At 71.4% G+C, this 14,572-nt stretch carries 13 protein-coding genes; 2 read left to right on the top strand and 11 right to left on the bottom strand.

The genetic code is table 11. From position 1 onward, the window contains the following. Window positions 1-349: 349 nt before the first annotated feature. Window positions 350-1,651 carry a tyrosine--tRNA ligase gene (gene tyrS / locus ABIC29_RS17490; protein ID WP_116082634.1) on the bottom strand — a complete coding sequence of 434 codons (1,302 nt, stop codon included), beginning with the start codon at window positions 1,649-1,651 and terminating at the stop codon, window positions 350-352. 126 nt (window positions 1,652-1,777) lie between these two features. On the opposite strand from tyrS, the gene ABIC29_RS17485 reads away from it, so the two are divergent. Then, a complete protein-coding gene (locus tag ABIC29_RS17485; protein ID WP_116084659.1) occupies window positions 1,778-2,437 on the top strand; it encodes a DNA-binding protein in 660 nt (219 codons plus the stop codon). A 77-nt stretch (window positions 2,438-2,514) separates the two neighbouring features. Then, entirely contained in the window at window positions 2,515-3,120 is a 606-nt protein-coding gene (locus ABIC29_RS17480; RefSeq protein WP_199471583.1) for a hypothetical protein, read from the top strand. 95 nt (window positions 3,121-3,215) lie between these two features. Here the strand turns inward: ABIC29_RS17480 and ABIC29_RS17475 are convergent, their stop codons facing one another. From ABIC29_RS17475 to ABIC29_RS17430, 10 genes are all read right to left on the bottom strand, one after another. Continuing rightward, window positions 3,216-3,884, bottom strand: coding sequence for a DNA-3-methyladenine glycosylase (locus ABIC29_RS17475; protein ID WP_354247487.1), 669 nt, complete (start codon window positions 3,882-3,884; stop codon window positions 3,216-3,218). Window positions 3,885-3,920: 36 nt separating this feature from the next. Next, entirely contained in the window at window positions 3,921-5,411 is a 1,491-nt protein-coding gene (gene argH / locus ABIC29_RS17470) for an argininosuccinate lyase (RefSeq protein WP_354247485.1), read from the bottom strand. Continuing rightward, window positions 5,408-6,343, bottom strand: a complete 936-nt coding sequence (gene argF / locus ABIC29_RS17465) for an ornithine carbamoyltransferase (RefSeq protein ID WP_354247482.1) — start codon at window positions 6,341-6,343, stop codon at window positions 5,408-5,410. The genes argH and argF overlap by 4 nt, the downstream gene beginning before the upstream one ends. A 50-nt stretch (window positions 6,344-6,393) precedes the next feature. After that, entirely contained in the window at window positions 6,394-7,587 is a 1,194-nt protein-coding gene (locus tag ABIC29_RS17460) for an acetylornithine transaminase (RefSeq protein WP_354247479.1), read from the bottom strand. After that, window positions 7,584-8,495 (bottom strand): acetylglutamate kinase, encoded by a 912-nt coding sequence (gene argB / locus ABIC29_RS17455; protein WP_354247516.1) that lies wholly within the window; start codon window positions 8,493-8,495, stop codon window positions 7,584-7,586. Before argB ends, ABIC29_RS17460 begins: the two co-directional genes overlap by 4 nt. Window positions 8,496-8,497: 2 nt before the next feature. Beyond that, window positions 8,498-9,649, bottom strand: a complete 1,152-nt coding sequence (argJ, locus tag ABIC29_RS17450; RefSeq protein ID WP_116082643.1) for a bifunctional glutamate N-acetyltransferase/amino-acid acetyltransferase ArgJ — start codon at window positions 9,647-9,649, stop codon at window positions 8,498-8,500. Beyond that, entirely contained in the window at window positions 9,646-10,689 is a 1,044-nt protein-coding gene (argC, locus tag ABIC29_RS17445) for an N-acetyl-gamma-glutamyl-phosphate reductase (RefSeq protein WP_116082645.1), read from the bottom strand. Before argC ends, argJ begins: the two co-directional genes overlap by 4 nt. Before the next feature lie 279 nt (window positions 10,690-10,968). Beyond that, the gene (locus ABIC29_RS17440; RefSeq protein ID WP_354247475.1) at window positions 10,969-12,714 is read right to left on the bottom strand and encodes a dipeptide ABC transporter ATP-binding protein; all 1,746 of its coding nucleotides are present in this window, start codon (window positions 12,712-12,714) and stop codon (window positions 10,969-10,971) included. Beyond that, entirely contained in the window at window positions 12,711-13,571 is an 861-nt protein-coding gene (locus ABIC29_RS17435) for an ABC transporter permease (RefSeq protein ID WP_116082649.1), read from the bottom strand. Before ABIC29_RS17435 ends, ABIC29_RS17440 begins: the two co-directional genes overlap by 4 nt. After that, complete coding sequence (locus tag ABIC29_RS17430) at window positions 13,568-14,515, bottom strand: ABC transporter permease (protein WP_354247513.1); 948 nt, start codon at window positions 14,513-14,515, stop codon at window positions 13,568-13,570. Before ABIC29_RS17430 ends, ABIC29_RS17435 begins: the two co-directional genes overlap by 4 nt. Window positions 14,516-14,572 lie beyond the last annotated feature (57 nt).

The raw sequence follows: 14,572 nt of genomic DNA, 5'->3' as shown, positions 1-14,572 counted from the left end.
GACCAGCAACAAGAAGAAGGTGGAGATCCGATCCTAGACTTGAAATCACCGAGTCGCAAACGCGCCTACGAGGTTATTTGGCTAGAACCTTCACCACACGAACCAGATTCCTCCAGCCCGCCGCGGCGACAGATATGAAGATACACGGCCCACCCCCCGCTGCGCCAAATCGGCCTCGCAGCCCGGGCGTGTCGCGAGCGTTCCGCGGCGATGCATCGGAGAGCGGCCGCCAGATCAGCCCTGATTTCCGAGCAGGAAGCGGAGCGTCCGGCGCGGCGCAAACGCGGAACGACCCCGCTCCCCTGCCGGAACAGGTGAGCGGGGTCGTTCGGCGTTGGAGTTCGCGCGACTAGAGGACGAAGATGCCGGCGAGGGTCTTCTTGCCGCGACGGAGCACGGCCATGCCCCCGCGGGGCACGCGCCCCTCGATGGTCGCGGTCTCGTCGTCGATCTTGACGTTGTCGAGCGAGACGCCGCCCTGGGCGATCGCGCGGCGACCCTCGCTCACCGACTTCACGAGCCCGGTGTCCACCAGTAACTGCGCGACCGGGGCGTCGGGCGAGGTCGTCGTGTTCGGCAGTTCGCGCAGCGCCGATTCGAGCGTCGCCTCGTCGAGCGCCGCGAGATCGCCCTGGCCGAAGAGGGCCTCGGATGCCGCGATGACGGCCGCCGTGGCATCCGCACCATGCACCAGGGTGGTGACCTCGTTCGCGAGCGTGCGCTGCGCCTCGCGGCGGAACGGCTCGCTCTCGACGAGCGCCTCGAGCTGCTCGATGCGCTCGCGGGAGAGGAACGTGAACACCTTCAGGCGCGAGATCACGTCGGCGTCGTCGGTGTTGAGCCAGAACTGGTAGAAGCGGTAGGGGCTGCACATCTCGGCATCGAGCCAGATGGCGTTGCCCTCGCTCTTGCCGAACTTGGTGCCGTCGGAGTTCGTGATGAGCGGCGTGCCGATCGCGTGCACGCTTCGGCCTTCGACGCGATGGATCAAGTCGGTGCCGCTGGTGAGGTTGCCCCACTGGTCGCTGCCGCCGGTCTGCAGCACGCAGCCGTACTGCCGGTAGAGCTCGAGGTAGTCGAAGCCCTGCAGGATCTGGTAGCTGAACTCCGTGTAGCTGATGCCGGCGTCGGAGTTGAGTCGCGACGCGACCGCATCCTTCTTCAGCATCGTGCCGACGCGGTAGTGCTTGCCGATCTCGCGGAGGAAGTCGATCGCGCTGAGGTCGCCGGTCCAGTCGAGGTTGTTCACGAGGCGCATGGCGTTGTCACCCTCGACGGAGACGAACCGGCTCACCTGGCCCTGCAGGCGACCGACCCACTCGACGACGGTCTCGCGGGTGTTCAGCGTGCGCTCGGCGGTCGGCCGGGGATCGCCGATGAGTCCGGTCGATCCGCCGACGAGTCCGAGCGGCCGGTGACCTGCCAGCTGCAGGCGGCGCATGACGAGCAGCTGCACGAGGTTCCCGAGGTGCAGGCTCGGCGCCGTGGGGTCGAACCCGCAGTAATACGTGATCGGCTCGCCGGCGAGGAGCTCTTTCAGTGCGGCTTCGTCGGTGGAGACGTGCACGAGGCCGCGCCAGCGGAGCTCCTCCCAGACGTCAGCGAATGCGTCGTCGTTGTGCTGGGATGCGAGGATCACGGGGTCTGACACCCAGCAAGGCTATCAGCGGCTCAGTCCCGCTCGATCAATGCCTGAGCCTAGATTCACTCACATCAATGATGTAGCATCGATCCAATGGATTCAGGCTTCAGAGATTGATCAATGGAGGGCAGCGAGATGTTCGTGATCACAGCCGATCAGGTCGCGAGCCGGCGGCAGGCCGACCGGGCGGGCGACCTGATCGCCCGGCTCGAACGGAGCCACGGCGCCGACCTGCTGCTGCCGGCAGATCAGACGGCCGGCGACGAGATCCAGCTGCTGACGGCCTCGGCCGCGACCGCACTCGGCATCGTGCTCGACACGACCCGCGACGGACGATGGAGCGTCGGGCTCGGCATCGGCGGCCTGCGGACTCCCCTGCCCGACGCCGCACGCAAGGCGAGCGGCACCGCGTTCATCGCGGCACGCGAGGCCGTGCAGGCGGCGAAGCGGGCCGACGGGCGATTCGCGCTCCGCGCGGCATCCGCTCGGTCGGAGGAGACGGATGCGGACGAGCCCGCTGACGGACCCACGAGTTCGACGCTGGGCGCGTCCGGCGTCGAAGCGCTCGTGCGCCTGGTCGTGCTGCTTCGGGAACGACGCAGCGAGTTCGGGTGGGAGGTCGTGGACCTCGCGCAGGCCGGTCACCGGCAGAAGGACATCGCGGGCGAGCTCGCGATCAGCACCGCGGCGGTCAGCGCACGCCTGAAAGCCGCGATGTGGCGCGCCGAGTGCGACGCGATCGCGCCGCTCGAGCAGGTGCTCGCCGAACTCGACGCTGCCGTCGGATCGGCGTAGTCGGGGAGCCACGCGTCGGCGCCGATCGCTACGCTGGTCGAAGCCGGTCCGTTGGCCCCTACTCCGAAGGAACCCCAGTGTTCGATCCCACCGCCGTCACGAACGCCATCGCCTCGATCTTCCTGTTCCTCTCGCTCGCCGGCGCCGCCGCGTTCTCGGTGCTCGCGCACCTGCGGTTCCGCGCCGCGTTCGTCTGGATCGCAGCCGGCGCCATCGTCATCGCACTGCTCAGCGCGTCGGCCCTGACCGAACCGGCACCGGTCGGATTCGGACCGCTCGCCACCGCGCTCGCGTTCACCGCCGCGGTCTTCGGCGGCAGCCCCGCCGCGGCGACGGCGCTGCGACTCGCCATGGGGTCGAGCGTCGCGCCCGGCCTGCACGGCGGCATCATCGTGAGCGACAAGGCCACGACCGCAGAAGAGCGCCAGGGCATCGTCGCCGCCCCCAAGCGCGAGGTGCTGCGCGGCGGACTCGTGATCGGCTTCCTCGAGCGCATCGCGGCGGCCGGGTCGATCATCGCCGGATTCCCCGAGGGCCTCGCGATCGTCGTCGCCGTCAAGGGCGTCGGTCGATTCACCGAGCTCGAGGCGCCCGAGGCACGCGAGCGCTTCATCATCGGCACGCTCGCGAGCCTCATCTGGGCGTGCGCCGCGAGCCTCGTCGTCACGATCGCGGTGCGCTGAGGGTCCGTGCACCGTCCGTGCACCGACCACGGGTGCGCGCCCAAGGTGCGGCGATCGAGACGCCGCGGCGAACCGCGGTGCCCTCCGGCCATCGTTCAGGCGTGCGACCTGGCGTGTCGTCGATACGGCGAGACGCCGGGGTCGCCGGGCAGCCAGAATCGCCACGGGTAGGCCGATCCCCCGCCGGCTCCGCTGACGCCCGTGCGCGGACCCGCCTCGAACGCGAGCGGCACCGCCGGCACCTCGAGTGAGAACGGCGGGGTGAGCAGGTCCGCTCCGCTCGCGGCCAACGGCACGCCCAGCGCGACGGCGAGCCTCGCGGGCCCGCGGGCGAGATCCCGGTCGGATGCCGCGGCACGCCGCTCGCGCGCGAGTTCGAGTCCGGCGATCACCGTGCCGCCCCGCAGCAGCACGGCCGATGCCCGGCCCTCGACGCCGGTGACGACGTTGAGGCACGTGTGCATGCCGTAGGTGAAGTAGGCGTAGAGATGCGCGGGCGCGCCGAACATCACCGCCGTGCGGGCGGTCATGCCTCGATGGGCATGCGACCCGGGGTCCTCGCCCACGCCGCGATAGGCCTCGACCTCGGAGATCCGCACCGCGACGCGTCCTGCGTCGGACTCGTACGAGAGCACGGTGCCGAGCAGCCGCGGGGCGAGCTCGACGGCGTCGCGCGCGAAGAACGCCCGCGACGGCGAGCGCACGGCGTCGGACACCGCGCCGCCCGAAGGCGGCGCGGCGTCCGAGGCGCCCGGCTGCGGCATCCGCTCGCTCATCGAGGCGTCAACGGACCGGGGCCGTCAGCGATCGCCGTCGGGAAGCCCCGCGACCAGGTGGCGCACGCGATCGGCGAGGAGCGCGAACTGGTCGGCGACCCTCGCGGGAGCGGTGCCGCTCACGCCGTCGCGGCTCGCGACCGAGCCTTCGATCGTGAGCACCTCGCGCACGTCTGGCGTGAGATGCGGCGAGATCGCGGCGAGCGCGGCGTCATCGACCGCGTCGAGCTCGAGCGAATGCTCCTCGGCGTACCGCACGAGCGACCCGGTGATCTCGTGCGCGTCGCGGAACGGCACGTGGCGCTTGACGAGCCACTCGGCGACATCGGTCGCCAGCGAGAACCCCGCGGGCGCGAGCTCGGCCATGCGCTCGGTGTGGAATGTGAGGGTCGCGATCATGCCCGTGAAGGCGGGCAGCAGCACCTCGAGGGTCTCGACCGAGTCGAAGACCGGCTCCTTGTCTTCCTGGAGGTCGCGGTTGTAGGCGAGCGGCAGCGCCTTGAGCGTCGCGAGCAGGCCGGTCAGGTTGCCGATGAGGCGGCCCGACTTGCCGCGCGCGAGCTCGGCGATGTCGGGGTTCTTCTTCTGCGGCATGATCGACGAGCCCGTCGAGTAGCCGTCGTGCAGGGTGACGAACCCGAACTCGCGCGTGTTCCAGAGGATGATCTCTTCGGCGATGCGCGAGAGGTCGATGCCGATCATCGCCGAGACGAACGCGAACTCGGCGACGACGTCGCGGCTGGCCGTGCCGTCGATCGAGTTCTCGGACGGCGACGCGAGCCCGAGGTCCCGTGCGACGGATGCCGCGTCGAGGCCGAGCGTCGATCCGGCGAGCGCACCGCCGCCGTAGGGCGAGACATCCGCTCGCTTGGTCCAGTCGACGAGTCGCTCGAGGTCGCGCGAGAGCGCCCACCCGTGTGCCAGGAGGTGGTGGGCGAGCAGCACGGGCTGGGCGTGCTGCAGGTGCGTTCGTCCGGGCATGATCGCCGTGCGGTGCGCGTCGGCCTGGGCCGAGAGCGCGTCGATGAGGTGCACGAGCTGACGGCCGATGACGGCGACGTGATCTTTCAGGTAGAGGCGCACGAGCGTCGCGATCTGGTCGTTGCGGCTGCGACCTGCGCGGAGCTTGCCGCCGAGCTCTGGGCCGACGACGCCGATCAGCGCGGCCTCGAGGGCGCCGTGCACGTCTTCGTCGGACTCGGCCGCGACGATGTCGCCGTTCGCGACGCGCGCCTCGAGGGTGTCGAGGCCCGCGAGCATCGTGTCGAGCTCCCTGGCGTCGAGGTACCCCGCCGCCGAGAGCGCACGCGCGTGCGCCCGGGAGCCGGCGATGTCGTACGGGGCGAGCTGCCAGTCGAAGTGCGTCGACTTCGAGAGGGCCTGCAGTTCGGGCGACGGACCGCTCGCGAAGCGCGCACCCCAGAGCGCGCCCTCGTTGGTGCCGTGCTGCTCGCCGGCGTCGGGGGTGCCGGTGATCTCGGGCGTCTCGGGCGTCTCGGGCGTCTCGGCGGTCATCGTGCGTCCTCCTTGTGGGCGAGCAGCCAGGCCAGCAGGGCCTTCTGCGCGTGCAGTCGGTTCTCGGCCTCGTCCCACACGACCGACTGGGGCCCGTCGATGACGGACGCCTCGACCTCGTAGCCGCGGTACGCGGGCAGGCAGTGCAGGAAGATCGCCTCGTCGGCGGCCTCCGCCATCAGCGCGTCGTCGACGCCGTAGCCGGCGAACTCCGCGATGCGCTCGGCCTTCTCGGACTCCTGGCCCATGGAGATCCAGGTGTCGGTCACGACGACGTCGGCGTCGGCGACGGCCTCGCGCGGGTTCGTCGTGACGAGCACGGACCCGCCGGTCGTCGCCGCGATGCGCTCGGCATCGGCGACGATGTCTGCCCGCGGCGGGTAGCCGGCGGGCGACCCGATGCGCACGTGCATGCCGGCGGTCGCGCCCGCGAGCAGGTACGAGTGCGACATGTTGTTGGCTCCATCGCCGACGTAGGCGAGCGAGCGGCCGGCCAGGTCGCCGAAGCGCTCCTTGACCGTGAGCAGGTCGGCGAGCAGCTGGCACGGGTGGAAGTCGTCGGAGAGCGCGTTGACGACGGGCACCGTCGTGCCGGCGGCCATCTCCTCGAGGCCGGACTGCGCGAACGTGCGCCACACGATCGCGTCGACCATGCGCTCGAGCACGCGCGCGGTGTCGGCGACGGACTCCTTGCCGCCGAGTTGGCTGTCGCTCGAGGAGATGATGAGCGGCGAACCCCCGAGGTCGGTGATGCCGACCGAGAACGAGATGCGCGTGCGGGTCGAGGTCTTGTCGAAGAAGACCGCGACGGTGCGCGGGCCCTCGAGGGGCCGCTCGGCGAAGCGGTCGGCCTTGAGGCGGACTGCGAGATCGAGCACCTCGGCCTGCTCGGCCGGGGACAGGTCGTCGTCGCGGAGGAAGTGGCGGGTCATGTCGTGTCGTTCCGTTCGGTGGGTCGGCGGCGCCGACGCGTCGGTTCAGGTCAGGATGCCGCGTGCGCGACGTCGTCGAGCGCTGCGGCGAATCGGTCGGTGAAGGCGTCGATCTCGTCGTCGCCGATGATGAGCGGCGGAGCGAGGCGGATCGTCACGTCGTTCGCAGCGTTCACGATGAGGCCGCGCTCGAGCGCCGCGTCGACGATCCGGCCCGCGACCGGCTCGGTGAGCCCGACGCCGATGAGGAGTCCGCGACCGCGCGTCGCCCCGACCAACGGCGAGCCGATGGCCTCGATGCGTTCACGCACCTGGGGGCCGCGGCGCGCCGCGTTGCCGACCAGGTCGGCGCGTTCGATCTCGCCGAGCACGGCGTTGGCCACGGCCGTGGCCAGTGGGTTGCCGCCGAACGTCGAGCCGTGCTGGCCCTTCGAGTAGAGGTCGGATGCCGCGCCGAACGTGACGAGTCCGCCGATCGGGATGCCGCCGCCGATGCCCTTGGCCACGGTGATCGCGTCGGGCGTGATGCCCGCGTGCTGGAACCCGAACCACTCGCCGGTGCGGCCGGCGCCCGTCTGGATCTCGTCGACGATGAGGAGCGCGCCGTGCCGCCTGGTCAGGTCGCGGGCCGCCGCGAGGAAGCCCTCCGGCAGTTCGACGACCCCGGCCTCGCCCTGGATGGGCTCGACGATCAGGGCGGCCACGGCGTCGTCCATCGACGCCTCGAGCGCATCGATGGTCGCGGGGATGTGCTCCACGCCGCCCGCGAGCGGTTCGAACGCCTCGCGCATGTGCGGCTTGCCGGTGAGGGCGAGCGATCCCATGGTGCGGCCGTGGAACGCGTCGACCAGGGCGATCACGCGCGTGCGCGCACCGCCGGAGTTGTTGAGCCTCGCGAGCTTGAACGCGGCCTCGTTGGCCTCGGCGCCGGAGTTGCCGAACCACGCACGGCCGTTCTCGCCCGCCCCGGCGAGGCGAACGATGCGCTCGGCGAGTTCGAGCGCGGGCTCGGTCGTGAAGTAGTTCGAGACGTGCGCGAGCGTCGCGGCCTGCCGGCTGACGGCCTCGACGAACACCGGGTGCGCGTGCCCGAGCGAGTTGACGGCGATGCCGGCGAGGAAGTCGAGGTACTCGCGTCCCTCGTCGTCCCAGACGTACGCCCCCTCGCCGCGATCGAGCTTGCGGAGCGGCATGCCGATGGAGCGCATGATGCGCTGGTCGAACCGTTGCTGCCAGGCGTTCACGCTGCCACCACCTCCGTGCCGATGCCCGCGGGCGTGAAGATCTCGAGCAGGATCGAGTGGGGCACGCGACCGTCGATGATGGCGGCCTTCGCGACGCCGCCCTCGACGGCTTCGAGGCACGCCGCCATCTTCGGGATCATGCCGGACTCGAGCTTCGGCAGCAGGCCGGCGAGCTCGACGGAGTCGATCTGCGAGACGAGCGAGTCGCGGTTCGGCCAGTCGTGGTAGAGACCTGCGACATCCGTCAGCACGACGAGCTTCGCTGCGCCGAGCGCGACCGCGAGTGCCGCAGCCGCCGAGTCGGCGTTCACGTTGAGCGACTGGCCGGGGTGGTCGGCGTCGGGGGCGATCGATGAGACGACGGGGATGCGGCCGGCCTCGAGCTGCGCGATGACGGCGGCCGGGTCGACCTCGACGACGTCGCCGACCTGCCCGAGGTCGAGCTCCTCGCCGTCGACGACGACGCCGCGACGGCGCCCCCGGAACAGGCCCGCGTCTTCGCCCGACAGTCCGATGGCCAGCGGTCCGTGCTCGTTCACGAGCGAGACGAGCTCGCGGTTCACCTGGCCGGAGAGCACCATGCGCACCACGTCCATCGCCTCGGGCGTGGTGACCCGATAGCCGCCGCGGAACTCGCTCTCGATGCCGAGGCGTTCGAGCATCGAGGAGATCTGGGGCCCGCCGCCGTGCACCACGACGGGCTTGATGCCCGCGTAGCGGAGGTAGACCATGTCTTCGGCGAAGGCCCGCTGCAGTTCGGGGCTCACCATCGCGTTGCCGCCGAACTTCACGACCACCGTCTCGCCGTGGAACCGCTTCAGCCACGGCAGGGCGTCGATGAGCACGTGGGCCTTCGCGGAGGCCGACGATTCGGCGTCGAGCGTCTCTGTCTGTGCGCGTGTCTGCATCATCAGCTCGCGTACGCGCTGTTCTCGTGCACGTAGTCGTGCGTGAGGTCGTTGGTGAGGATCGTGGCGGATGCCTCGCCCGCATGCAGCTCGACGAGCACGTGCGTCGCCCGCGGCGTGAGGTCGACGGCCTCGCGCGGCGCGTCGGGCCGCCCGGCATGGCAGACCCGGACCCCGTTCATCGACACGTCGACGAGGTAGGGATCGAACGGCGCCTGCGTGGTGCCGATCGCGGCCAGCACGCGGCCCCAGTTGGGGTCGTTGCCGAAGATGGCCGCCTTGAAGAGGTTGTTGCGGGCGACCGAGCGGCCGACCTCGACCGCGTCGTCTTCGGTGACGGCGCCGCGGACCTCGATGGCGATGTCGTGGCTCGCACCCTCGGCATCGGCCTGCAGCTGCTCGGCGAGCGAGCGGCACGCGTCGGTGACCGCCCGGCGGAAGGCCGCGGGATCGGGCACCACGCCCGAGGCCCCCGACGCGAGGAGCGTGACCTGGTCGTTCGTCGACATGCAGCCGTCGGAGTCGAGCCGGTCGAACGTGACCCTGGTCGCCTCGCGGAGCGCCCGGTCGAGCTCGCCACTCGGCAGGTCGGCGTCGGTGGTGAGCACCACGAGCATGGTCGCCAGGCCGGGCGCGAGCATGCCCGCACCCTTGGCGATGCCGCCGACGCGCCATCCGTCGCCGTCGATGACGACGGTCTTCGGCTTCGTGTCGGTCGTCATGATCGCCCTGGCCGAGTCCTCGCCGCCGTCGGCCGACAGGCGGGCCGCGGCCGAGAGCACGCCCTCTTCGAGGACCTCGCCGTCGAGCTGGTCGCCGATGAGCCCGGTCGAGCAGACGAGCACGTCGCCCGCAGCGACGCCCAATGCGGATGCCACGGCCTCCGCCGTGCGATGCGTGACCTGGAACCCCTCGGGGCCAGTGAAGCAGTTCGCGCCGCCCGAGTTCAGCACGATGGCCGACACGACGCCGTCGAGGATCACCTGCTGCGACCAGAGGATCGGGTTCGCCTTCGCGCGGTTCGAGGTGAACACGGCCGCTGCGGCCGCCGAAGGGCCGCGGTTGACGATGAGGGCGAGGTCGAGGGCGCCTGAGCGCTTGATGCCCGCGGCGATGCCCGCGGCCTCGAAGCCCGCTGGGGCGGTGACGGTCACGGGGCGACTCCGTTCATGGGAAGTCCGGTGTACTCGGCGAGGCCGAGCGCGATGTTCGCGGACTGGATGGCGGCACCCGCGGTGCCCTTGACGAGGTTGTCGACGGCGGCGACCACGACGACGCGGCCGGCGGCCTCGTCGATCGCGAGTCCGAGGAGCGCCGTGTTGGCGCCCAGCACGTCGGACGTGCGAGGGAACGTGCCCTCGGGCAGCAGCTGCACGAAACGCTCGCCGGCGTAGGCGTCCTCCCAGGCGGCGCGCACCGCCGCGGCATCCGTCCCTGGGACGATGCGGGCGGTCGAGGTCGCGAGGATGCCGCGGCTCATCGGCACGAGCACGGGCGTGAACGAGATCGTGGGGTCGGCCGCACCCGCCCAGCGGAGCGCCTGCTGGATCTCGGGGATGTGCCGGTGGCTGCCGCCCACGGCGTAGGGGTTCGCGGAGCCGAGGATCTCGGAGGCGAGCAGGTTCACCTTCGGGCTCTTGCCCGCACCCGAGGGGCCGACGGCGAGCACCGAGACGAGGTCGCGATCCTCGATGACGCCCGCACGGATGCCGGGGGCGAGCGAGAGCGCCACGGTCGACGCGTTGCAGCCGGGCGCGGCGATGCGGCGAGCGCCCGTGAGCCGTTCGCGTTGCGTGCCGGACAGCCGCGGCAGCTCGGGGACCCCGTAGCTCCACGCGCCGTGGTGGTCGCCGCCGTAGAACGCGGCCCAGTCGCTGCTCGACTCGAGCCGGTGGTCGGCCCCGCAGTCGATGACGAGCGTGTCGGGCGAGAGCTCGGCGGCGATCGCGCCCGACGTGCCGTGCGGCAGCGCCAGGAACACGAGGTCGTGCCCGCCGAGCGTCTCGGCGCTCGTCTCCTTCAGCGTCAGGTGCGTGTACGAGCGCAGGTGCGGCTGCACGGACACGAGGGACTGGCCGGCGCTCGAATGCGCCGTGACCGTGCGCACCTCGAACTCGGGATGATCAGCGAGCAGCCGGAGAAGCTCTCCTCCGGCATACCCGGACGCGCCGGAAACGGCGACGGAGTACGTCATGGAATCCACCTTAAGGTCTGAACGAGCGGGGCGATGTTCCGGCGACGCCCCGCGTCAGGCCTCAGGCCTCCGCAGGGGTCGCCGACATTCGGCGCTCGCCACGACGTCGGTTGCGCACGACCGAGACACGCGCGACGCGTGCGGTACGGGCGAAACGGGCGGTGGACATGGCTCGACCCTAGCGGCGGCGCGGCGCACATGGCAAACCGGGCGGCCGCCGCGCATTGCGTCGTCCGCCCGGTCTCGCGCACTCGCGCGCCTCGACCCCGCCCGGGAGCGTCAGGCGACGGCGGCGCGCACCTCCTCGCCGGCGGGCTTCGGAACCGAGTCGATGAGCAGTCGCGTGTACGGATGCTGCGGGGCGACGAGCAGCTCGGCGGTGGCGCCGCGCTCCACGACCTCTCCCCGGCGCATCACGAGCACCTCGTCGCACACCCGCCGCACGACGGCGAGGTCGTGGCTGATGAAGAGGACCGTGAGGCCCCGCTCACGCCGGAGCTCGGCGACGAGGTCGAGGACCTGGGCCTGCACCGAGACGTCGAGGGCGCTCGTCGCCTCGTCCATGACGAGGACGTCGGGCTCGATCGCGAGCGCACGGGCGATGGCCACGCGCTGGCGCTGTCCGCCCGAAAGCGTGCGCGGCCGCGCGTCGGCGTGCGCGGCCGTGAGGCCGACCTGCTCGAGCAGGTCGACGGCGCGCGAACGGGCGGCGGCGCGATCCCGCTTCGTGTGCAGTCGCAGCGCGTCCTCGATGGAGCGGCCCGCGGTGATCCGCGGATCGAGCGAGAGGTACGGGTCCTGGAAGACCATCTGCACGCTGCGGGCGTGGGCGAGACGCTCCTCGCGGCCGCGCGGCACCGAGGCGCGGTCGCGACCGGCGATGGCGAGCTCGCCGCCATCGGTCTGCTCGAGGCCGACGATCATGCGAGCGAGCGTCGACTTGCCGGATCCGGATTCGCCGACGACCGCGAGCGCGCCGCCACGGGCGAGCTCGAAGGTCGCCTCGACGACCGCGCGCACCGGCGGCTTGCCCCGCCGGTGATACGTCTTCGAGAGGCCTCGCGCCGAGAGGAGCAGGGCGGTGCGTGGCTCGCGGGGCGTCGACGCGTCCTGGGTCGCAGCCGCGTGGGTCGCGGCATCCGATGCCTCGCTCGCGGAGGTCTCGGCCTCCGATGTCACGACCTCGGAGGTCGCGACCTCGACGGCCGGCGTGACGTCGGTCGCGGCATCCGTCGCACCCCGATCGCCACCCGGCACGAGCGTCGGGGTCGCCGCGACCAGGCGCGCGGTGTACTCGGCCTGCGGAGCCGTGAACACGCGGAGCGCCGGCCCCTCCTCCTCGACGCGCCCGGCCCGCATGACGACCACGCGGTCGCAGATCGAGGCCGCGAGGTTGAGGTCGTGGGTGATGAAGAGCATGCCCATGCCACGCGCATCCCGCTGGTCGGCGAGCACGCGGATGATCTCGGCCTGCGTGGTGACGTCCAGCGCGGTCGTCGGCTCGTCGCAGACGAGCAGCTTCGGGGAGCTCGTGAGGGCGCCCGCGATCATCACGCGCTGCAGCATGCCACCGGAGAACTCGTGCGGATACTGCTTCAGGTGCTCCTCGGGGCGCGGCAGGCGAACGGCGGCGAGCAGCTCGAGCGCTCGCGCCGTGGCATCCGCCGTCGAGAGGCCCTCGCAGAGCCGCAGGGTCTCGGTCATGTGGTCGCCGATGGTCCGCATCGGGTTGATGCCCGACCTCGGGTCCTGGAAGATCATCGCGGCCGAATGCCTCCGGAGCGAGAGGATCTCGCGGCCGCTCGCGCCGATCACGCCGTGATCGTCGAGCTCGATGCGACCGCCCAGGCGCGCACGGTCCGGCGCGAGCCCGATGACGGCGCGCGCGGTGAGCGACTTGCCCGAACCCGACTCACCCACGAGGCCGACGGTCTCGCCCGCCGCGACGGCGAGCGAGATGCCGTGCAGCAGCCGCGTGCCGTCCTCGAGGTCGAGGGTCAGGTCGGATATCTCGAGCAGGCTCATGCGGGGATCCCTCCTCCGATGCGATCGGAGAGCTCGTCCCCGATGATGTTGACGGCCACGACCACGACGACGACCGCGACCGCGGGCACCAGGGCGGGCAGGAAGGCGCCGGCGAGGATGCCGGACTGGGCCTCGTTGATCATCGCGCCCCAGTCGGGCGTCGGCGGCTGCACCCCGAGGCCGAGGAAGGACAGCCCGGCGAGCTCGGCGAGCACGTAGCCGAAGTTCAGGGTGGACTGCGCGCCCACGATGGGCGTCACGTTCGGCAGCACCCGCCTGAGGGCGATCCAGGCGCCCCCGAACCCCTGCACGCGGTACGCCGAGACGTACGGACGGTTCACCTCCGCCTTGACGAGCGACCTCGTGAGGCGCGCCACGAACGGCGCGTACGCGATGCTCATCGCGATCACCGGCGCGACGAGCCCCTTGCCGAACAGCGCGACGGCCATGATCGCGAGCAGCAGCGACGGGAAGGCGAAGAGCACGTCGAACACGCGCCCGAGCACCGCGTCGATCCATCCTCCGCGCCAGCCCGCGATGAGGCCGAGCAGCATGCCGATCACGGTCGAGCCGATCACCACGAGCAGCGGGCCGAGCAGTGCGGTGCGCGCGCCGTAGACGAGCCGGCTGAGCAGGTCTCGGCCGAGACCGTCGGTTCCGAGCCAGTGCGCCGCGCTCGGCGGGGCGTTGACGGCGAGCAGGTCGATCGCATCCGGCGGGTACGGCGCGACCCACGGGGCGAAGATCGCGGCGAGGGTCATCGCGCCGAGGACGCCGGCGGCGATGCCGAAGGTCAGGTCTGGGCGACGCACCCGCGGCGAGCGCAGCACCTGGACGGCGAGCGTTGGCGTGGTCATCGTGCACCAGCTCCCGCCGCGGAGCGTGGATCGATCCACGGCTCGGCCAGGTCGACGATCGCGTTCACGACGACGAACGAGGTGACGATGAGCATCACGATCGCCTGCACGACCGGGAAGTCGAGGCGGTCGACGGACTGCACGAGCAGCGATCCGATGCCCGCCAGCCCGAACGCCGCCTCGACGATCGTGCTCGCGACCAGGAGGCCCGCCACGAGCACGCCGCTCACCGTGAGGATCGGCCCGAGCGCGTTGCGGACGACGTGCCGGCGCACGACCGTGCCCCGGCGGAGACCGCGGCTCGTCGCCACCTCCACGTGTTCGCGACCGAGCTGCTCGACCATGGACGAACGGGTCACCTTGCCGACGAGCACGACGAACACGATCGCGAGGGCGATCGACGGCAGCACGAGGTGGTAGGCCATGTCGGCGAATCCCTCCCCCGATCCGAAGGTCGGGAACCATCCGAGCTGCACCGCGAACACGGAGATGAGCACGATCGACCCGACGAAGGACGGGATCGCACTGAGCACGGTCAGGCCGACGAGCGTCGCCCGGTCGAGCGCGCGTCCGCGGTTCAGGGCGGCGACGATGCCCGCCGTGACGCCGACGACCGCGATGATGAGGCCCGCCATCACGACGAGCATGAGCGTGACCGGCATCCGCTCGCCGATGACGGTCGAGACGTCCTGCCGGTACTGCAACGACCGACCGAAGTCGCCATGCACCGCACCCGAGAGCCAGTTCAGGTACTGCTGCCACGGCGGAAGGTCGAGCCCGTACTGCTCGGTGACCTGGGCGATGGCCTCCGGGCTCGGCTTGCGTCCGCGGAGCAGGAACGTCACGGGGTCGCCCGGGACGATGAAGCGCGAGAAGAAGACGAGCAGCGACGCGAGGAACAGCGTCAGCGCGAGGCCGGCCAAGCGTCCGGCGATCCGGCGGATGCCGCCGGAGGAACGGCCGGGCCCGGCCGCCGCGGGTGTCGCGACGGCCGGGGTCGT

This window comes from Agromyces sp. PvR057 (genome assembly GCF_040547485.1).
In the GTDB taxonomy this organism is placed as follows: domain Bacteria; phylum Actinomycetota; class Actinomycetes; order Actinomycetales; family Microbacteriaceae; genus Agromyces.
This window is presented reverse-complemented; position numbering and strand designations above follow the sequence as displayed.